The sequence below is a fragment of the Streptomyces sp. JLBG701 genome, assembly GCF_058544905.1.
On the sequence record NZ_CM178588.1, the window covers coordinates 10,828,165 to 10,845,034 of the forward strand.

Annotated in this window: 12 protein-coding genes and 2 pseudogenes; 9 read left to right on the forward strand and 5 right to left on the reverse strand. The window is 68.1% G+C overall.

The annotated features are described in order from the left end of the window. Positions 1-36 precede the first annotated feature (36 nt). The 4 genes from AC5DRG_RS49580 to AC5DRG_RS49595 all read left to right on the forward strand — a co-directional run bounded on the left by AC5DRG_RS49580 (position 37) and on the right by AC5DRG_RS49595 (position 3,723). Positions 37-708, forward strand: a complete 672-nt coding sequence (locus AC5DRG_RS49580; protein ID WP_491806924.1) for a DUF2637 domain-containing protein — start codon at positions 37-39, stop codon at positions 706-708. A 318-nt stretch (positions 709-1,026) separates the two neighbouring features. Further along, positions 1,027-1,458 carry an NfeD family protein gene (locus AC5DRG_RS49585; protein WP_491806925.1) on the forward strand — a complete coding sequence of 144 codons (432 nt, stop codon included), beginning with the start codon at positions 1,027-1,029 and terminating at the stop codon, positions 1,456-1,458. A 4-nt stretch (positions 1,459-1,462) separates the two neighbouring features. Next, a complete protein-coding gene (locus AC5DRG_RS49590) occupies positions 1,463-2,500 on the forward strand; it encodes an SPFH domain-containing protein (protein WP_491806926.1) in 1,038 nt (345 codons plus the stop codon). 722 nt (positions 2,501-3,222) lie between these two features. Continuing rightward, positions 3,223-3,723 (forward strand): helix-turn-helix transcriptional regulator, encoded by a 501-nt coding sequence (locus AC5DRG_RS49595; protein ID WP_491806927.1) that lies wholly within the window; start codon positions 3,223-3,225, stop codon positions 3,721-3,723. Positions 3,724-3,785: 62 nt separating this feature from the next. On the opposite strand, the gene AC5DRG_RS49600 is transcribed toward AC5DRG_RS49595, so the two are convergent. Beyond that, entirely contained in the window at positions 3,786-4,136 is a 351-nt protein-coding gene (locus AC5DRG_RS49600; protein ID WP_491806928.1) for a winged helix-turn-helix transcriptional regulator, read from the reverse strand. Between the two features lie 1,238 nt (positions 4,137-5,374). On the opposite strand from AC5DRG_RS49600, the pseudogene AC5DRG_RS49605 reads away from it, so the two are divergent. The 4 genes and pseudogenes from AC5DRG_RS49605 to AC5DRG_RS49620 all read left to right on the forward strand — a co-directional run. Then, a pseudogene (locus AC5DRG_RS49605) lies at positions 5,375-5,602 on the forward strand (MBL fold metallo-hydrolase); the annotation flags it as partial. 259 nt (positions 5,603-5,861) lie between these two features. Then, positions 5,862-6,347, forward strand: coding sequence for a hypothetical protein (locus tag AC5DRG_RS49610; RefSeq protein WP_491813402.1), 486 nt, complete (start codon positions 5,862-5,864; stop codon positions 6,345-6,347). Between the two features lie 263 nt (positions 6,348-6,610). After that, positions 6,611-7,990, forward strand: a pseudogene (locus tag AC5DRG_RS49615) (LLM class flavin-dependent oxidoreductase); the annotation flags it as partial. A gap of 1,011 nt (positions 7,991-9,001) precedes the next feature. Further along, positions 9,002-10,006: an SDR family NAD(P)-dependent oxidoreductase gene (locus tag AC5DRG_RS49620; protein WP_491813374.1), complete on the forward strand. Its 1,005-nt coding sequence runs from the start codon at positions 9,002-9,004 to the stop codon at positions 10,004-10,006. Between the two features lie 11 nt (positions 10,007-10,017). Here the strand turns inward: AC5DRG_RS49620 and AC5DRG_RS49625 are convergent, their stop codons facing one another. The 4 genes from AC5DRG_RS49625 to AC5DRG_RS49640 form a co-directional block, all read right to left on the reverse strand. Beyond that, the gene (locus AC5DRG_RS49625; protein WP_491806929.1) at positions 10,018-11,343 is read right to left on the reverse strand and encodes an amidohydrolase family protein; all 1,326 of its coding nucleotides are present in this window, start codon (positions 11,341-11,343) and stop codon (positions 10,018-10,020) included. A gap of 165 nt (positions 11,344-11,508) precedes the next feature. Continuing rightward, on the reverse strand, positions 11,509-12,153 hold the full coding sequence (locus AC5DRG_RS49630) for a TetR/AcrR family transcriptional regulator (RefSeq protein WP_491806930.1): 645 nt from the start codon (positions 12,151-12,153) through the stop codon (positions 11,509-11,511). 100 nt (positions 12,154-12,253) lie between these two features. Next, positions 12,254-13,471: an acyl-CoA dehydrogenase family protein gene (locus AC5DRG_RS49635; RefSeq protein ID WP_491806931.1), complete on the reverse strand. Its 1,218-nt coding sequence runs from the start codon at positions 13,469-13,471 to the stop codon at positions 12,254-12,256. A 136-nt stretch (positions 13,472-13,607) separates the two neighbouring features. Then, the gene (locus tag AC5DRG_RS49640; RefSeq protein ID WP_491806932.1) at positions 13,608-14,258 is read right to left on the reverse strand and encodes an alpha/beta hydrolase; all 651 of its coding nucleotides are present in this window, start codon (positions 14,256-14,258) and stop codon (positions 13,608-13,610) included. Positions 14,259-15,516: 1,258 nt separating this feature from the next. On the opposite strand from AC5DRG_RS49640, the gene AC5DRG_RS49645 reads away from it, so the two are divergent. Beyond that, positions 15,517-16,734 carry a low temperature requirement protein A gene (locus AC5DRG_RS49645; RefSeq protein ID WP_491806934.1) on the forward strand — a complete coding sequence of 406 codons (1,218 nt, stop codon included), beginning with the start codon at positions 15,517-15,519 and terminating at the stop codon, positions 16,732-16,734. Positions 16,735-16,870: the final 136 nt, after the last annotated feature.

The window sequence follows — 16,870 nt, forward strand, 5'->3', positions numbered from 1 at the left end:
GCGGTTCTGTCCTGCGGCGTGGGATGGGTCGGTGTGATGGGCGACCCGGACATGGGGTCTGTCCCGAGCGAAGGGCCGCGCCGGACGGCGAGGGGAGAGTCGCCTGATCTTGATGCCTGGCTGCGATGTGGCTGTGCGCTGGTGGTCGCGGGGGTTGCGGCGTATGCCTCGTACGTCCATCAGCGGGACTTCGCCTTGCAGGGCGGTGCGGATGAGGTGAGCGCGTCCTTGTGGCCGCTGTCGGTTGACGGGTTGCTGCTGCTGGCGACAGTCGGGCTGCTGAAGCCGTCGGGACGTGGTGGGTGCCGGGCGCGCTACGCCGTTTGGCTGGCTTTTCTGCTGGGGATCGCGGTGTCGCTGGCGGCCAACGTCGCGGCTGCGCCGGTGCTGGCCTGGAAGCCGGTGCTGGTTGCCGGGTGGCCGCCGGTCGCGCTGTTGCTTTCGGTGGAGCTGTTGGCTCACCGGCCTGTCGTCAGGGCGAAGGCGGAACTCGGTTTTTGGGAGGAAGCCGAGAGCGGCGCAGGCCGTGATCGCGCCCAGGCTGATCCGCTGCTGGAGCGTGCCCGACACTTGGATGCTCGACACCGGGAAGCACATCAGCGTCCTGTCTCGGCTGAGTCGCTTCGGAAGGCACTGCGGATTGGCGCTGACCGGTCGAGGCAGTTGGTGGCATTGGTGCGTGCGAGCCGTAGCGGCAACGCTCGCTGAGTGCCTGGCGCGTACTGCGGACTCGTCTACCCGCGGTACCTGAAGGCGTGGAGCCCCGTACGGACCCGAAGCGTGGCACAGGCAACCGGAGCGGCCCTGGATGTCGCCCTGCGGCGACCTTTTACGAAGGAGCGACCTTCTCTGTACAGGTAAAATCGCTGTCGATGTGCGAAGTGATCGCTTGGGATGCGTTGCGCGATTACATCTCCGCTCGTCCGGGAGGGTTTCCTTTCCCAGGGGTATCGCGGCTGTCCCGTATCGGGGTCCAATGGTGAGAGTCAGCCCTTCCGCGCCCGCACCGGTCAGAAGAGGCACGCAATGGATCCATGGCTGATCTGGTTGATCATCGCGGCGGTATTGGCTGCGGCGGAGATCTTCACCCTTACCGCTGCGCTCGGCATGCTGAGTGCGGCCGCGTTGGTCACGGCGGGGTCCGCCGCGGTCGGGCTGCCGCTGCCCCTCCAGTTCTTGGTGTTCACCATCGTCGCCACAGTCACTGTGCTGTTTGTGCGCCCCATTGCGCTGCGCCACGTGCTCCAGCCCCAGGCGGAGCGGTTCGGCGTGGACGCGCTGGTCGGCAGGGCTGCCTATGTCGTCTCGGAGGTGACGGGCCTGGGCGGCAGGGTCCGTATCGACGGCGAGGAATGGACGGCCCGCGCCTACGACGAGACGCTGGTGATTCCTGCCGGAAAGACCGTCGACGTCATAGAGATCAGCGGCGCCACCGCGATCGTCTACCCCCGGGACTGAAACCATGGAAACCTCGGCGTTCCTCATTGCCGGCCTGATCGTCGCACTGATCGCGATTTTCACCGTGGTGCGGGCGGTGCGTATCGTGCCCCAAGCGCGCGCTCGCAATGTCGAGCGACTGGGCCGCTACCACCGGACACTCAAACCCGGCCTCAGCCTCGTCATCCCTTTCATCGACCGCGTTCATCCGGTGATCGATCTGCGGGAACAGGTCGTGTCTTTCAAACCGCAGCCGGTCATCACCGAGGACAATCTGGTCGTCGAGATCGACACCGTCCTGTACTTCCAGGTCACCGACCCCCGAGCGGCTTTCTACGAGATCGCCAATTTCCTGCAGGCGGTGGAGCAGCTCACCGTCACCACCCTGCGCAACGTCGTGGGGTCCATGGACCTGGAAAAGACCCTCACTTCACGGGACACCATCAACAGCCAGCTGCGTGGCGTGCTGGACGAGGCCACCGGCAAGTGGGGGCTGAGGGTCAACCGGGTGGAGATCAAGGCGATCGACCCTCCGCAGACCATCAAGGACGCGATGCAGAAGCAGATGCGGGCCGAGCGGGACAAGCGGGCCGCGGTTCTCGGGGCCGAGGGGCAGCGCCAAGCGCAGATTCTCACCGCCGAGGGCGACAAGCAGGCCGCCGTTCTGCGCGCGGAGGGCAACCGGACCGCTGCGATCCTCCAGGCCGAGGGCCAGTCCCGGGCCATCGATGAGGTCTTCCAGGCCGTGCATCGCAACGACCCCGACCCCAAGCTGCTCGCCTGGCAGTATCTCCAGATGCTGCCCCAACTCGCGCAGGGCCCGGGCAGCACCTTCTGGGTGATTCCCAGCGAGGTCACCGCTGCCCTCCAGGGCGTGTCCCGCGCCTTCAGTGAGGTGTTGCCGCAGTCGCCGGCCACTCGCGAGAAACCCACGGACGACACGGCCGCCCAGGCAGCCGACGACACGGCTCAGGCCGCGGAAGCCGCTGCCGCCGCCCTCGCCGACGCAGCCAAGGTCGATCGCGTTACCCCTGATGCCCTTCCGTCCCAGCCCCCTCGCTGACCGGGGCGACAATTACCGAACATCCATGCCTCGCGGCACGGATCGTCGAAGGCCACGCCGCCGGTGCGCCCAACCTGAAACTGGCCCTCCGTGCCTTCAACGAGCCGGACCTTTCCAACCAGGAGGGACTGCGCTGCCTGTGGGTGGCCGGTGTGACCGCCACGAGCCCGTGGGACGACGAAGCTTGGGCCCTGCTGGCTACCCGTCACCTGGAACTGACCAGGGAGATAGGACGGGTTGCGGGACTTCCGCTTGCCCTGGCCATGCGCAGCGCTGTGCACGTTTTCGCCGACGAGTTGGCCGAGGCCGTATCGCTGGTGGAAGAAGTACATACGGTCTCCGGGGCGGTTGGAACCACGGCTCCGTTCTACGGCGCGCTCCTGCTCAGTGCCTGGCGAGGCCGTGAGGCGGAATGTACCGACCTGATCAAGGATGCCGCCGAGGGGGCCACTCGCGGGGTGAGGGGAACGGTCCCAAAATCGGCGGCTGGGCCAGGGCCCTCCTGTACAACAGGGCCGCTACACGGAGGCGTTCTCGGCCGCGGAAGGGGTCATCCAGGGATACCGCCAACTGGCGATGGGCACCGCGACCTTCACCCTCGTCGAGTACATCGAGACTGCCGCCCGAGGCACACCAGGAGCTTGCCCTGATGCCGTGCGCCGCCTCATGGAGCTGACTCGGCCGAGCGGCACGGACTGGGCACCGGGGGCATAGAGGCCTGCATGCGTGCCCTCCTGGCCGAAACCGCAGAGGCTGAAGGCCACTACCGGGAAGCGATCGACCGGCTGGGCCGCACCACTGTCCGCGGGGAGCTGGCCCGCGCCCACCTCCTCTACGGGGAATGGCTACGCCGCGAGCGCCGTCGGCAGGCCGCCCGCGACCAGTTGCGCATCGCCCACGAGCTCTTCACCACGATGGGCATGGAGGCCTTCGCGCAGCGGACCACGCGTGAGCTGCTCGCCACGGGCGAAAACGTCCGCAAGCGCACCGCCCACACCCAGAGCGAACTCACTTCCCAAGAGACTCAGATCGTCAGACTCGTCCGTGAGGGCCTGACGAACGCCGAGATCGGAGCCCGTCTCTTCATCAGTCCGCGTACGGTCGAATGGCACCTGCGGAAGATCTTCGGCAAGCTCGGGGTCACCTCACGCAGACAACTCCAGAGCACGATTCCGGACGGATCCGACCCCGCGAGACCCTCGGACGGCAAGGCTCGCCGGTGACGGTGTGGGCCGGCGGCCTTGGTTCGGCGGGGGAGTCGGGCTGATGGTGTGGGTTCCGGAGGTCAGGCCGCCTGGACCCGTCCGGCGCTGCTGGGGCTCGAGGCGCGTCGCATGCTCCACTGCGCGAGCGGTTGCAGGGCGTTCACGAGTGCCCGGCCGTCCGGGGCGAGTTGGTAGCGGATCTGTACGGGGGTGGTGGGGATGACGGTGCGTTCGATGAGGTCCGCTGCCTCGAGTTCCTTCAGGCGCTGGGAGAGGAGCCGGTCGGAGATGCCGTCGATCAGTGCCCGGTATTCGCCGAAGCGTCGGGCTCCTTGGGCGGCGGCCTGGAGTACCGATCCTGTCCAGCGGCGTCCGATCAGTTCGAGTGTGCCTTCGAAGCTCGGGCAGGTGTCGTCATGAATGGTGTCCACTTATAAAAGGTTAGCGCCTTACTCGTCGTTTTGCCATGCGGCTGGACCGGCGCACTGTAGAGGCATGACCGATTACCAGCGCCCACTCTCCTGCGGGGTGAGCCTCGATCCTTCCGCTGTGACATGGCCCGAGACCCGGCACCTTGCCCTGACGCCGCCGTGCCCAGCTTCAGTGGCCACGGCAACATCGGTGTCGGCGGCCTCGTCACTGTCGGCGGCTCGGATGGTTTGTACGGTATGACGGGCTCACCATCGGGGGCGGCGCGGGCATTGTGGTGGCCTTCGAGATCGAAGCCGTCGAACTTCGCCACGTCGGATTCGCACAGCTCGTCGCGCGGGCTTTCGACGGTCGTAATGCCGCACCGGCTCGTGAGAACCTCACGAACCTCGAAAGCGGGGCAGGGCTCTTCCTCGGCCCACGCACGTCCAATGGTGTCTGCGCAAGGTTTTGGGCAAGCTCGGCGTCACCTCACGCAGGCAGCTCCACAGAACCTGGTCCCTGGCCGACGACTGTCTCCCAACCCCGTCGGCAGCGCCGTAACACCTCAAACCGAGGGCAGACCGCACCTTCGCCTTCGCGCCAGGGACTCGACCAGTGTCCTACCCGGGTGCGATCTGGGCCGCGCCCGGGAAGAGTTGTAACGCAATCATTTTCGTAAATCGCCTTTCCGGCCACCCGCCGCCTGAAGGGTCCAAAGCCGATGCCATCCTCCCCCAACGGACTACGTGACTTCCTGGGCCTCATGGGAGCGAACCAGTACGAAGGGCGCGAGATCACCACGATCGAGAGACAGACCGCGCACATGATTTGTCCCGGGGCGCATTCAGTCGCATGGACAGCAGGCTGGAGTCCGGCCAGGGTGACGCTCACCTCGAAGCAGTAGCCGCTCAGCGGGCTCTGCGAGAACACCGGCGCGGCACCGGACGCCGCTGTACCCCGCCGAGTTCGCGCTCGATATGTCATCCCGAGCCACTGGCTGGTGCGGTTCTACTGAGATTCCGGGCGTGATGTCGCCCGACGAAGGCGCGTCTGACCTGGAGGTCTCGGCGACCTTTCGGCGACACGACGCCGAGATCATCAGTAACGAATTCGACGTCATCAACACGGCGTTCGCGGAGACCGCCCGACACCAACAGGAGCAAGAAGTATGTCGACCAAGTTCGGTGACTTCTACCCGACGAAGTGGGGCTTTCCTAAGGCCCTCGCTCCGGAACACGCACCTTCTCCGAAGCAGTTCATGCCCGAGTACCTGAACGACCCGGCGTTCTATGGGAAGGGCTACCACCTGGAGAACGTGGGTGACGGTGGCAACTTCTACTGGGTCACGAGCCCGGCCGGCTACGACGCGGGGTTCGTGGTGACGGGAAGCGGCGTCGTCGTGATCGACGCCCCGCCCGGACTCGGCGAGAACCTGCGGTCGGCGATCCGGTCCGTCACCAACGAACCGGTCACGCACTTGATCTACAGCCACTGGCACTCCGACCATATCGGCGCGGCGTCCCAGTTCGGCTCCGAAGTCAAGATCATCGCGCATGACATCACACGGGAACTGCTGACCCGCTTCCCCGACAAGTACCGTCCGCTGCCCACCGACACGTTCACCACCGACGAGACCCTCGACGGGCGGCACCAGGCTCGAGCTGTCCTACAAGGGCGCCGGCCACTGCCCGGGCAACATCTACATCTACGGGCCGGCGCAGAAGGTACTCACCAAGATCGACATCGTGAGTCCCGGCTCGGTGATGTTCATGCACTGCGGTGCCTCGGAGAACATCAGCGGGTTCTACCAGGCCCACGACGACATCCTGTCCTACGACTTCAAGGCCCTGATAGGCGGTCACATTTCCCGCTGGGGCACGCGGGAGGACGTGGAGATCGCGCGTGAGTACTGGCACGACGTACTGGACTTCTCCCAGGAGGCACTGAGGGAGATGAGTAACTCCGAGGCCCTGCAGGGCTTCGTCGTGGGGCTGGGCCGCGAGCACCAGATGGTCGGCGCCGAGAACTGGATCAACTCGAGCGCCAACTACGCTACCGAGAAGACGCTCACCAAGACCACGTCCAACGGCCAGACCTGGCCGGAGCGTCTCGCAGGCGCCACCGTGTTCACCAAGTACCAGGCGTGGACCGTCGCGGAAACCACCCGCACCGAGCGAACCCACCACGGCTACCAGGCCGAGGGCAACGGCGGTCCCTTCTGCATCGCCTGATCAGTATGCCGATCACGGGGCGCGAGCGACGGCATCCGGCGGCCCGCGCCCTCGGCCGGACAGAAGGCCGAGATCGGCGACGTCGGCGCGTTCTCCAAGCCGCCAACCCGCCCTCCAACGCGGGACTCACCCCACCACGGGGCAGCGCACGGAAATGAAGCGCGCCCAGACAGAAGCACCCACCGCGAGAAGTTGCACAGCGCCCACGCACGGCAACCAGGCGACCAGAGGATCACTCGATGCCCGACTACGGCCATGAGCTCATGCTCGGCACTTTCATCACCCCCACCGCGCACGACCCGGCACAGGCCGTGGTGCTGGCGGAACTCACCGAAGCGGCCGGGCTGGATGTCGCGACCTTCCAGGACCACCCTTACAACGCGGACTTCCTGGAGACCTACACCCTGTTGTCCTGGGTCGCGGCCCGCACGAGCCGCATCCATGTCTCGGCGAACGTCACCAATCTGCCCCTGCGGCCCCCGGCGGTGCTCGCGCGCACGGCGGCGAGCCTCGACCTCCTCTCGGGCGGCCGGTTCGAACTCGGGCTCGGCGCGGGCGGTTTTCCGGACCCCGTACGCGCCATGGGCGGCCGCCGCCTGACGGCGGGCCAGGGTGTCGACGCCCTCGACGAGGCGATCGACATCGTGCGCGGCGTCTGGGACATCGATCAGCCCGGACCGCTGCGCTTCGACGGCGAGCACTACAAGATCCCGCGTATGAAGCGTGGTCCGCGTCCGGCCCACGACATCGGGATCTGGCTGGGCGCCTACAAGCCGCGGATGCTCCGGCTGACGGGGCGCAAGGCGGACGGGTGGCTGCCGACGCTGGAGTACATCGAGACCCCGGTGATGGCGGACGCGAACAAGATCATCGACGACGCGGCGCTCGCGGCGGGGCGCGATCCGCGCGAGATCCGGCGTCTGCTCAACGTCATGAAGGTGGACTTCTCCTCCGTGCGCCGGGGCCACCTGCAGGGACCGCCGGAGCAGTGGGTCGAGGAGCTACTCACGCTCGTCCTCGACCATGGCTTCTCCGGGTTCTTCATCGGCCGCGACGACCCGAGGCTGGTCCGCACCTTCGGCGAGGAGGTCGCCCCCGCGCTGCGCGAGGCGGTGGCGCGTGAGCGGGCGACGGCAGGAACGAGCGCCGCGCCCGCCCGCCCGGCCGTCGCCCTCGCCGAGCGGCACGGCACCATCAGCTACGACGCCGTCCCGGAGTCCCTCGCGAAGAAGGTCGTCGAGCCGGGCGACCGGGCTTACGAGAACGTGCGTCACACCTACACCCGCACCGGATCCCCCGCACTGGTCGTCCTGGCCGAGAACGCCGACGACGTCGTGGCGGCCCTCGCCTACGCCCGCGGCCAGGACGTCGGCATAGCGGTGCGCAGCGGGGGCCACGGCATCAGCGGCCGGTCGACCATTGACGGCGGCATCGTCATCGATCTGTCGAAGATGAACTCCGTCGAGGTCCTGGACCGGGCCACCGGACGCATCCGGATCGAGCCCGGCGCGCGCTGGGGAGACGTCGCCCGCGCGCTGGCGCCGTACGGCCTGGCCATGAGCTCGGGCGACTACGGCGATGTCGGCGTCGGTGGCCTCGCCACGGCCGGCGGTCTCGGCTACCTGGCCCGCAAGTACGGGCTGACCATCGACAACATCACGGCCGCCGAGATCGTCGTCGCCGACGGCCGCAGGCTCCGTGTCGACGCCGAGCACCATCCCGACCTGTTCTGGGCGATCCGCGGCGCGGGCGGCAACTTCGGCATCGTGAGCGCGTTCGAGCTCCAGGCGTACGACCTCAAGAACGTCACCTACGCGACGCTCGTGATGGACGCGACCGACACGGCGGACTTCCTCATGGAATGGGGGCGCCTGGTCGAGGCTGCCCCGCGCGAGATCACCAGATTCCTGTCCCTGTTCCCCGCCCGGCGCAGAGATCCGGTGACCGCACAGGTCACTCTGGTGTACGCCGGGGACGACGTCGAGGACGCGCAGAAGGCCCTCACCCCGTTCCTGGGCACCGGGCCTGTCATCGACCAGCAGGCGCAGCTCGTCCCGTACCACCTGATCGTCGCCCCGCTCGGGAACCAGCACCAGGGCCAGGGCCTGGAGGAGACGCGCAGCGGGCTGCTGGAGCACATCACCCGGGAGGCCGCCGAGATCATCGAGGAGACGATGAAGTCGGGCGACGTCCTGGTCATGCAGTTCCGCTCGATGGGCGGCGCGGTGCACGACATACCCAAGGACGCCATGGCCTGGTCACACACACCGCACCCAGCACTTCTCCGTCGTTGCCGCCACCGCGCCGACGTGGGTCCCGCGCATGGACAGCCACTGGGCCCGGCTTTACCCGCACCTGAACGGCACGTACCTGAGCTTCGAGACGGACACCGACCCGGCCCGCTTGTTCGACGCCTTCCCGGAGCCCGTCCTGACCCGCCTGCGGGCCCTGAAGGCCGCCTGGGACCCGGACGACGTCTTCAACCGCAACTTCAACATCCCGCCGGCGCCGAGCGACGACGCCGCACTGGCACACGACACGGACCTCACCGCGCCGGTCAAGTGAACAAGCCCTGGCCACACGTCCGTTCGGCGGCACTGTGCATCACCGAACGGCCCGTCCTCCACGGCACCTTGCCCCCGTCAAGATCCTCCATGACGCCAATCCTCCCGCCCGAAAGGCTCTCAGTGAACGACACCGACCTCCTGACCACTCCCTTCTCCTCCCACACCAGTGCCACAGAGGTGATCGACGGCGTGGATCTCACCGGTCGCCGAGCCGTGGTCACCGGCGGTGCCTCCGGTATCGGCGCCGAGACCGTCCGGGCCCTGGCCACCGCCGGAGTGGAGGTCACGATCGCCACCCGCGGTCCGGAGTTCGCGGAGCCGCTCGTCCAGGAGCTCGCCGCCGTCGACGGCGCGGGCCGGGTACGCGTCGAGGCACTCGATCTTGCCGATCTCGCCTCGGTCGACGCCTTCGTGCGAGCATGGCGTGGGCCTCTCGACATCCTCGTCGCCAACGCCGGGATCATGGCTCTTCCCACGCGCACCCTCACCCCGGGCGGCTGGGAGATGCAGCTCGCCACCAACTACCTCGGGCACTTCGCCCTGGCCACCGGTCTGCACTCGGCACTGCGGGACGCCGGCTCCGCCCGCATCGTGGCCGTCAGCTCCGGCGCCCACCTGGGCGTGCCCTTCGACTTCGAGGACCCCCACTTCGAGCGGCGGCCGTACGACCCCTGGGTGGCCTACGGGCAGTCCAAGTCTGCCGATGTCCTGTTCGCGGTGGGGGCCCGCCGTTGGGCAGCCGACGGGATCACGGCCAACGCGCTCAACCCTGGGTACATCCTCACTCGTCTTCAGCGGCACCTCGACGACGACACCATGCGTGCGTTCGGCGTGATGGACAGCGAAGGGAATCTGACTCCGCTGCCGTACTACAAGAATCCCGCCCAGGGGGCCGCCACGTCTGTCCTCCTGGCCGCCTCGCCCCTGCTGAAGGGTGTCACCGGCCGCTACTTCGAGGACAACCAGGAGGCGCGGACCGTCCCGGCCGATGAGGAGGATCAGCCCAGTGGTGGCGTGGCCGCCCACGCGCTCGACCCGCAGGCGGCGGACCGGCTCTGGGAGTACGCCACCGGCGCCCTCCGCGGTGCCTGACCGAGCGCGTGCTACGCCGCGGCAGGCAGCATGTGGGCTGCCGCCGCGGCGACCGCCTGCTGGGCGGCGACACGGTCGACGTGCAGGGGCTCTCCGGCGGCGACGACCTGCTCACCGGCGACCCAGACGTCGCGAACGGCTCGGGAGCCCGCGGCCCAGACCAGGTTGGCGAGCAGCTGCGGGTCCGGCACGTCCAGTCCCGCGGCGAAGTACGGCCCGTCCACCGCGACATGAACCAGGTCGGCCCACGCGCCCGGGCTCAGCACACCGATGTCGTCCCGCCCAAGTGCTGCGGCTCCGCCGCGCGTCGCCATCGACAGCGCCTCCTTGGCGGTCAGGGCGAGCGGATTTCCGGTCGTAGCGCGGGCCAGCATCATGGCGAGGCGCATCTCTTCCCACAGGTCGAGGTCGTCGTTGCTGGCCGGGCCGTCCGTGCCCAGGCCCACGGCGACGGAGCCGGCCCGCAGGGCGGTGAGCCTGGCCACCCCCGAGGCGAGCTTGGCGTTGGATCCCGGGCAGTGGGCGACTCCCGCGCCGTGGTCGGCGAGGAGCCGGATGTCGTGGGCGGATAGGTGCACGGCGTGTGCCGCCAGCAGACGCCCGTTCAAAAGCCCTGTCTTGCCGAGGAGTTGGGGGACGGATCCGTACTCCGCCCGCTGTGCCTGATCCTCCGCCAGGGACTCTGCGACGTGGATGTGTACCAGGGCTTCTCGGGCGGCGGCCGACTCGGCTGTCGCCCGCAGGGCCTCGACGGGGAGGGTGTAGGCGGAGTGCGGGCCGTAGCACAGTTCGACCCGGTCGCCGGGGCCGAACCTGAGGCCGTCCGCGTCGATCCACTTCTCGATCTCCTTGAGAGCGCTCTGCCATCCCTCTCCGGGCCGGTCGAAGTAGGCGGGGGCGAGAAGTATTCGGCTGCCCGCGGTGAGTGCCGCCTGCACCACCGACTCGCCGTGCATGTACATCTCGGCGCTGGTCGTGACGCCGTGCTGCAGCATCTCGACGCAGCCGAGCAGCATGCCGGCGTAGGCGTCCGACGGCCGCATACGGGCCTCCGCCGGCCAGATGACCTCGTTCAGCCATGACATCAACGGCAGGTCGCCTCCCGCGCCGCGTAGGGGGGTCATGGCGCTGTGCGCGTGCGCGTTGATGAGGCCGGGCATCAGGATGCCGGGGAGTAAGGTGACGGGCCTGCCGTCGGCCGGGGGTGCTTCGGACAGAGGCCCGCAGTACGTGATGCGGCCGTCGTTTCCCACGTCGACTACAGCGTCCCGGACGACCGAGAACGTCGCATCGGCGGGCAGGACGACAGGGGCGTGAAAACGGCGTGCGAGTTTCATGATTGCTCCAGGGTTTTCCGGCCGCACGGACAGGCCGGGAATCAGGTAGAAAACAGTCCGGTTGCGAAACGGGGAGCAGGCCGAAGTCGGGCTTGTCACGACCTGGTCCGAGGAGCATGTGCGGCCGGGGCCGCTGCATCAGGCGCCGAACGGCGGGCGGTGACGTCAGCCCGCGGCAGGGTCTCCTGCGGGCCGGCGGTAGACGCCGTACCAGTACGCGCGGGCCAGCTCACCGGCGACGGCGGCGTCGTCGGCGCCATCGCTGTCGGACACCTGCTGAGCGATGACCTGGCTGCCCCCCTGGACGATCGCTTTGGCGGCGAGCCGGGGGTCGATGTCGGCCGGAGTCCGGCCGGCCCGCTGCTCCTCCTCCAGCACTGTCACGAGGTTTTCGACGAAGCGGTCCTGGTCCGCGCTCCACGCTTCGCGCACCAGGGGGTCGTACGCGGCCACCTCATTGATCGCGGCCAACAGGGCCGCGTGCTCGCGGTAGTGACGAAGGATCAGCTCGTAGGTGCGCGCCAGGCCGCCGACGCCGCCGCCGGGACCCGTGGGCCTCCAGGCCGCGGTGATCGCGAAGCTCTCCTGCTTGAGCGAACCGCTCAGCCGAAGCAACACGTCCACCTTGTCGCGGAAGTACAGATAGAACGTCGAGCGGGAGACGCCCGCGGCTTTCGCGATCTGCTCCACACTCAGCTCGGTGTACGTCACACCAGTGCGCAGACAGTCCTCGATCACGGACAGAATCCGCTTTTCGAGTGCCGCCCGCCGGTCGGCCGCGCTGGAGGGACGTCGAGTAGTGGAAGCCATGTCAACATCCTAGAGAACCGACCGGGGAGCACATTTCGCAGTTCACTGTGTGGGCCCTGAACGCCGGGAGATGTCCGGCGTTCAAGGGCTCACAGCGCACTCACACCATGAGGCTGACGCGCTCGCTCACGCCGAGCAGCGACTTGCCGTAGACCTCCAGGCCGACCGCCGGGACGAGTCCGGCGTGGCGCGCGGCGACGTTGGCGTCACGCCAGACCCGCTGCAGCGCCTTGTCGTCGGCGAATCCGGAGGAGCCGTGGGCGTTCAACAGTATGTTGATCGCTTCGAGCACGTGCTGCGCCGCCAGACCCGCGCGCGCCCTGATGTGCGTGCGTGCCGTGTAGTCCAGCAGCTCGCCGGAGCGGGCGGCCTGGTCCACCTCGTCAGCGGCTCGATAGGTGTGCAGGCGGGCGGTCTCCAGCTTGAGTGCCGCTTCGGCCACCTGTATCTGGACACCTACCGAGTCGGCCTGCCGACGGTGGACGGTGAAGGACAGCGGCTTCGCCGTGGCGTCGCCCACCACGGTCCCCAACGCCGCCCTGCCCAGCCCGAGCAGCGGTCCGACCAGGCACAGCAGGAGCATCGGCCCGAACATCGACGCGTACAGTGCCTCGTCCCCGACGGTGCGCGGGTAGACGCCCTCCGCGGCCGCGGGCACTGACAACACACGGTGTTCGGGCACGAACACGTCCGACGCAATCAGGGTGTTGCTGGCCGTGGCCCTCATCCCCGCGGTGTTCCAGGTGTCCTCGACAGCGAGGTCGGAGGCTGGGATCAGGACGAGCGCCTGGTCCTGGACGCTCCCGTCCTCACCCTTCAGGAGCGCACCGACCGCCGCCCAAGTGGCGAACGGCGCACCGGAGTTGTACGACCACTTCCCGCTGACGCGCCAGCCGCCGGGCACCCGCTCGCCCATGCCTGTCGGAGCTGCTACGCCGGCCACTCGAGCATCCGGGTCGGCTCCGAACACCTCCTCCTGGGCCTTGTCCGGGAAGAGGGACGCCAGCCAGTTCGTCACGGCAATGATCATCCCGACCCAGGCCGCGGACCCATCGGCTTCCCCCAGGGCCTCGCTCACCTCGGTCAGGGTCCGCAGGTCGGTCTCGTGACCGCCGTACCGCTTGGGGGTCAGCAGCCGGAAGATGCCCGCCTCGGCCAGAGCGTCGACGACCTCCGCCGGCAGGACCCGATCCGCCTCGCCGTGCGCCGCGTTCTCCCGCAGCAGGGGCTGCAGCTCGACGGCTCGTGCCACGAGGCCTGCCCTGACGGATTCCCGGGAGGGTGCGCCCGCATGGTTTTGTGAGTTGGTGCTGTTCACCACGTTCTCCTTGTTCATGTTGTTCCCGCCCGGCAGGACTGCCCGACCGCGCCTGCCCGCCCGACGGCGTGCAGAAGGTGGCAGTGAACGCTGCCGGAAGGTGATCTGGGTTGCTGTGAGGGCTTCGCGGACCGGGTCACGCGTCCGGTTCGAGGATGATCGTCGCCAAGAGGGCGGCGAGTTCCACCGGTTTCGCCAGGAACGGCGAGTGGCCGCCGGCGATCCGGTGGACGGTGCCGGACCGCGCCGCCAGCGCCTGCTGGCTCTGCGCGGGCAGGGCCTGATCGTCCTCGCAGACGATGTAGGTCGACGGGACGGTGTGCCAACCCGCCTTGGTGAGGGCGTCGCTGAAGGACTTCGCGCTCTGCGGCACCAGCCGCTTGGCAGCCTCCTCGGCCTCGGCTCGGGGCAGGTCCCCGTAGAACATCTCGACAGGATCGCCCGGCCAGGTCTCGAAGTCCTCCCGCTCCGCTGAAGCGGGCACACCATAGAAGCCGAGAAGGCTCTCCCCGACATCGAGTTGGAACGCCGAGAGGTAGACGATGCGGGTCACGTTGCCGGCGTCGGCGATGGCCTGGCTTGCCGGTATGCCTCCGTAGGAGTGGGCGACAACGACCACCGGGCCGTCGATGCTCTCCAACTCGGCGCGTATCACCTGCGTGTCTTCCTGTACACCGGCTCGCCCGCCTGCGCTGGGCAGGTCGACCGTCCGGGTCTGCCATCCCTCGGCGCCCAGCACCGGTGTCAGCTTCTCCCAGGACCACGCGCCGTGCCAGGCCCCGTGCACCAGTAGGAGAGTCGGCCTTGAAGGCCCGTCAGTCACGATAGTCAACTTTCCTGATCCGTCTGGAATATGAGGCGCCCGATGGTGCCTGCTTTGCAGCTTACGCATCGTCGGACAGGGTGTCCAACGTGATGTCCATCAATCGTGCGCTCGCGCAGGGATGCGGCCGAGGAGGCGAGGGGGATGATGAGGTCGAATGAGGCCCGGACGGATGCCGGCCCGGCCTGTCGTACCTTCGACATCACACCGGCGCCGCCGTCGCGGGACGACCAATCGCGTGTCCGATGAGGAACGTTGCTGTACAGCCGCCGTACCCCGGGCCTCCCGGAGCGGCTCTCGGAGCCTTCGGCGCCGATCCCGACCCCGATGGCGTCGACCGACTCGCCCAGGACCACCGGCGACAGCAGTGCGTGCCACTCTGCGAAGTGCTGCGGCGCGATTGCCGCACGGACGGCACATCGACCGCCGGACGGATCGGCCCATGGATGGCGACCACGGCGAGGTACGCAACGGAAAACGCCCAGTGTTCGAGCCCTGTGGCGAAGGGACACCTCCGAACCCACTATCTGAAGCACCGACTCAAGACGATGCACTACCGCCGGCACAGGCCTCACCGTCAGCAGTTCTGTAGGAGCCGTCGACACCACCAATGCGGAGGCGAGGAGTACTGCCCGCGGGACGCGGCAACAAGCCCGTGCGGGACACAAGTTATTGCCGCCCGCCCGTCATGGCATCGACGTCGATGAGAGCGGGCGTACAGGGGTAACGATCACTGCCCCTTTGATCAGATGGAGGTCGGCACCCGAGCCGGGCAACGGACGCAGGACTGAGCGCAACGGGGCGTGGACATGTCGCTTCCCTGGATGCGTGAACAGCTGATGGCCGAGCGCTACGTGCCCTTCCGGGCCGGGCCGGAGCTCGACGGGCCTGGGTGGCACTGGACCGGCCCGGTGGTACCGGTCACCGAGTGATCAGGGCTTTTGCAGGAAACGACGGAATGGCCACGGCGGCAGCGCTCCTGGCGCCCGCCGGTGACCGATCACCTCCGGGTAGCACCCGGAGACGTTGTCGTCACCTGCCGCGTGCGTGCGGTCGGCAGGGTCGGTGCGGCAGTCCGAAGCGGCCCTTGTAAGGACTGAGCATCGTGATGCAGAGTCTGTTCATCGCGGCGGTCGGCGTCGCGCGACGAGTGGGCCGTCCGACGTGCCGCGGAGGTAAGAGAACAGCCATGAGGGCAACGGGACGGACCACTACTTTCCCTGTGCGTCGGCGCCTGTGGAATTCCGAGGGTGCCAGCGGTCGAGTGACGCCGCCGGAGCTCTTTCTCGATCTGGTGTTCGTCTTCATGGTCACCCAGGTGACGCATGCGGTGGAGACGCATCCTGGCTGGGAGGGCCTCCTCAAGGGCCTCTTCCCCATGGTCGTCGCGTGGTGGATGTTCAGCGGGTTCGGATGGCTCACCAACGCGGTGCGGCCCGACGCGGTGCCCGTACGCCTCCTTCTGACGCTCGCGATGGTGGCGTTCTTCATCATGGGCTTGGATGTGCCGTACGCCTTCGAACCCGAGGGCTGGGCTTTCGCTCTGGCGTATCTCGCCGTGGTCGCCATCCATTGCCTCGTGTATGTCACGGCCAGCGTTCCCTCCGCTCGTCAGGCGATCCTGCGGAACGCGCCGTTCAACGCCGCCGCCGGCGTTCTCGTACTTATCGCGCCGCATCTGCCAGAGGTATGGGGCTGGGTCTCCTGGGCAGCGGCGGTGGCGGTCCTCTACCTCTCGCCGTTTCTGGGGCGCATCCGGGGATTCGTCATCGAGCCGCATCACTTCGTGGAACGCCATGCCCTGCTGCTGCTCGTGGTGCTGGGCGAATCGGTGGTGGCCATCGGGATCGGCGCGGAGGGCTCGGAGAACCACCCGGTGGACGCTTCCCTGGCGCTGGGGGTGGCACTGGGCATCGCGGTTGCGTCGGGTCTGTGGTGGGTGTACTTCGACGGTGACGAGGTCCGGGCCGAGTCCGAATTCAAGAAGGCGTCCGAGCACCGGCGACAGATGCTGGCCTACTACGCGTTCACAGGCGCGCACCTTGTGATGATCATCGGCATCATCCTTGTCGCAGCCGGCATCACGGACGCCATCCACCACTTCGAGGGGCATGCGAACCGGTGGTGGCTGGGGTCCGGTACCGCGGTCTTCCTCGTCGGGCACGCGATCTACCGTGGTCTGCTGGGAAGCGGACGGATCGTCGACCGCATGGTCGGGGCGGCCTGCGCGGTGCCATTGGGGGCCACGGCAGGTTTCGCGGGCTGGGCAGGCGTGACCGCCGTCGTGGTTCTGCTGGCGGTGGTCGCCGCCGTCGACCACCACATCTTGGCGCGCGGACCCGGAACCACCGAGAGTGAATCGGCTCCATTCGACTCGGGATACTTCGGGGGCTCCACGGATCCCGATGCCGCTGAAGCCTCTTCGAGGCCAGGGGATTGACGGGGCGTGCAGGCGCATCGGTGAGCCGGAACCTGGTTGCGGGCCGAAGGGGAGGGCGCCCCGCGAGCGGACCGTCGAGACCGGCACCGATCTGACGACCCTGTGAGAACCGCGGACGGCCGGGCTCGCCGGTGAA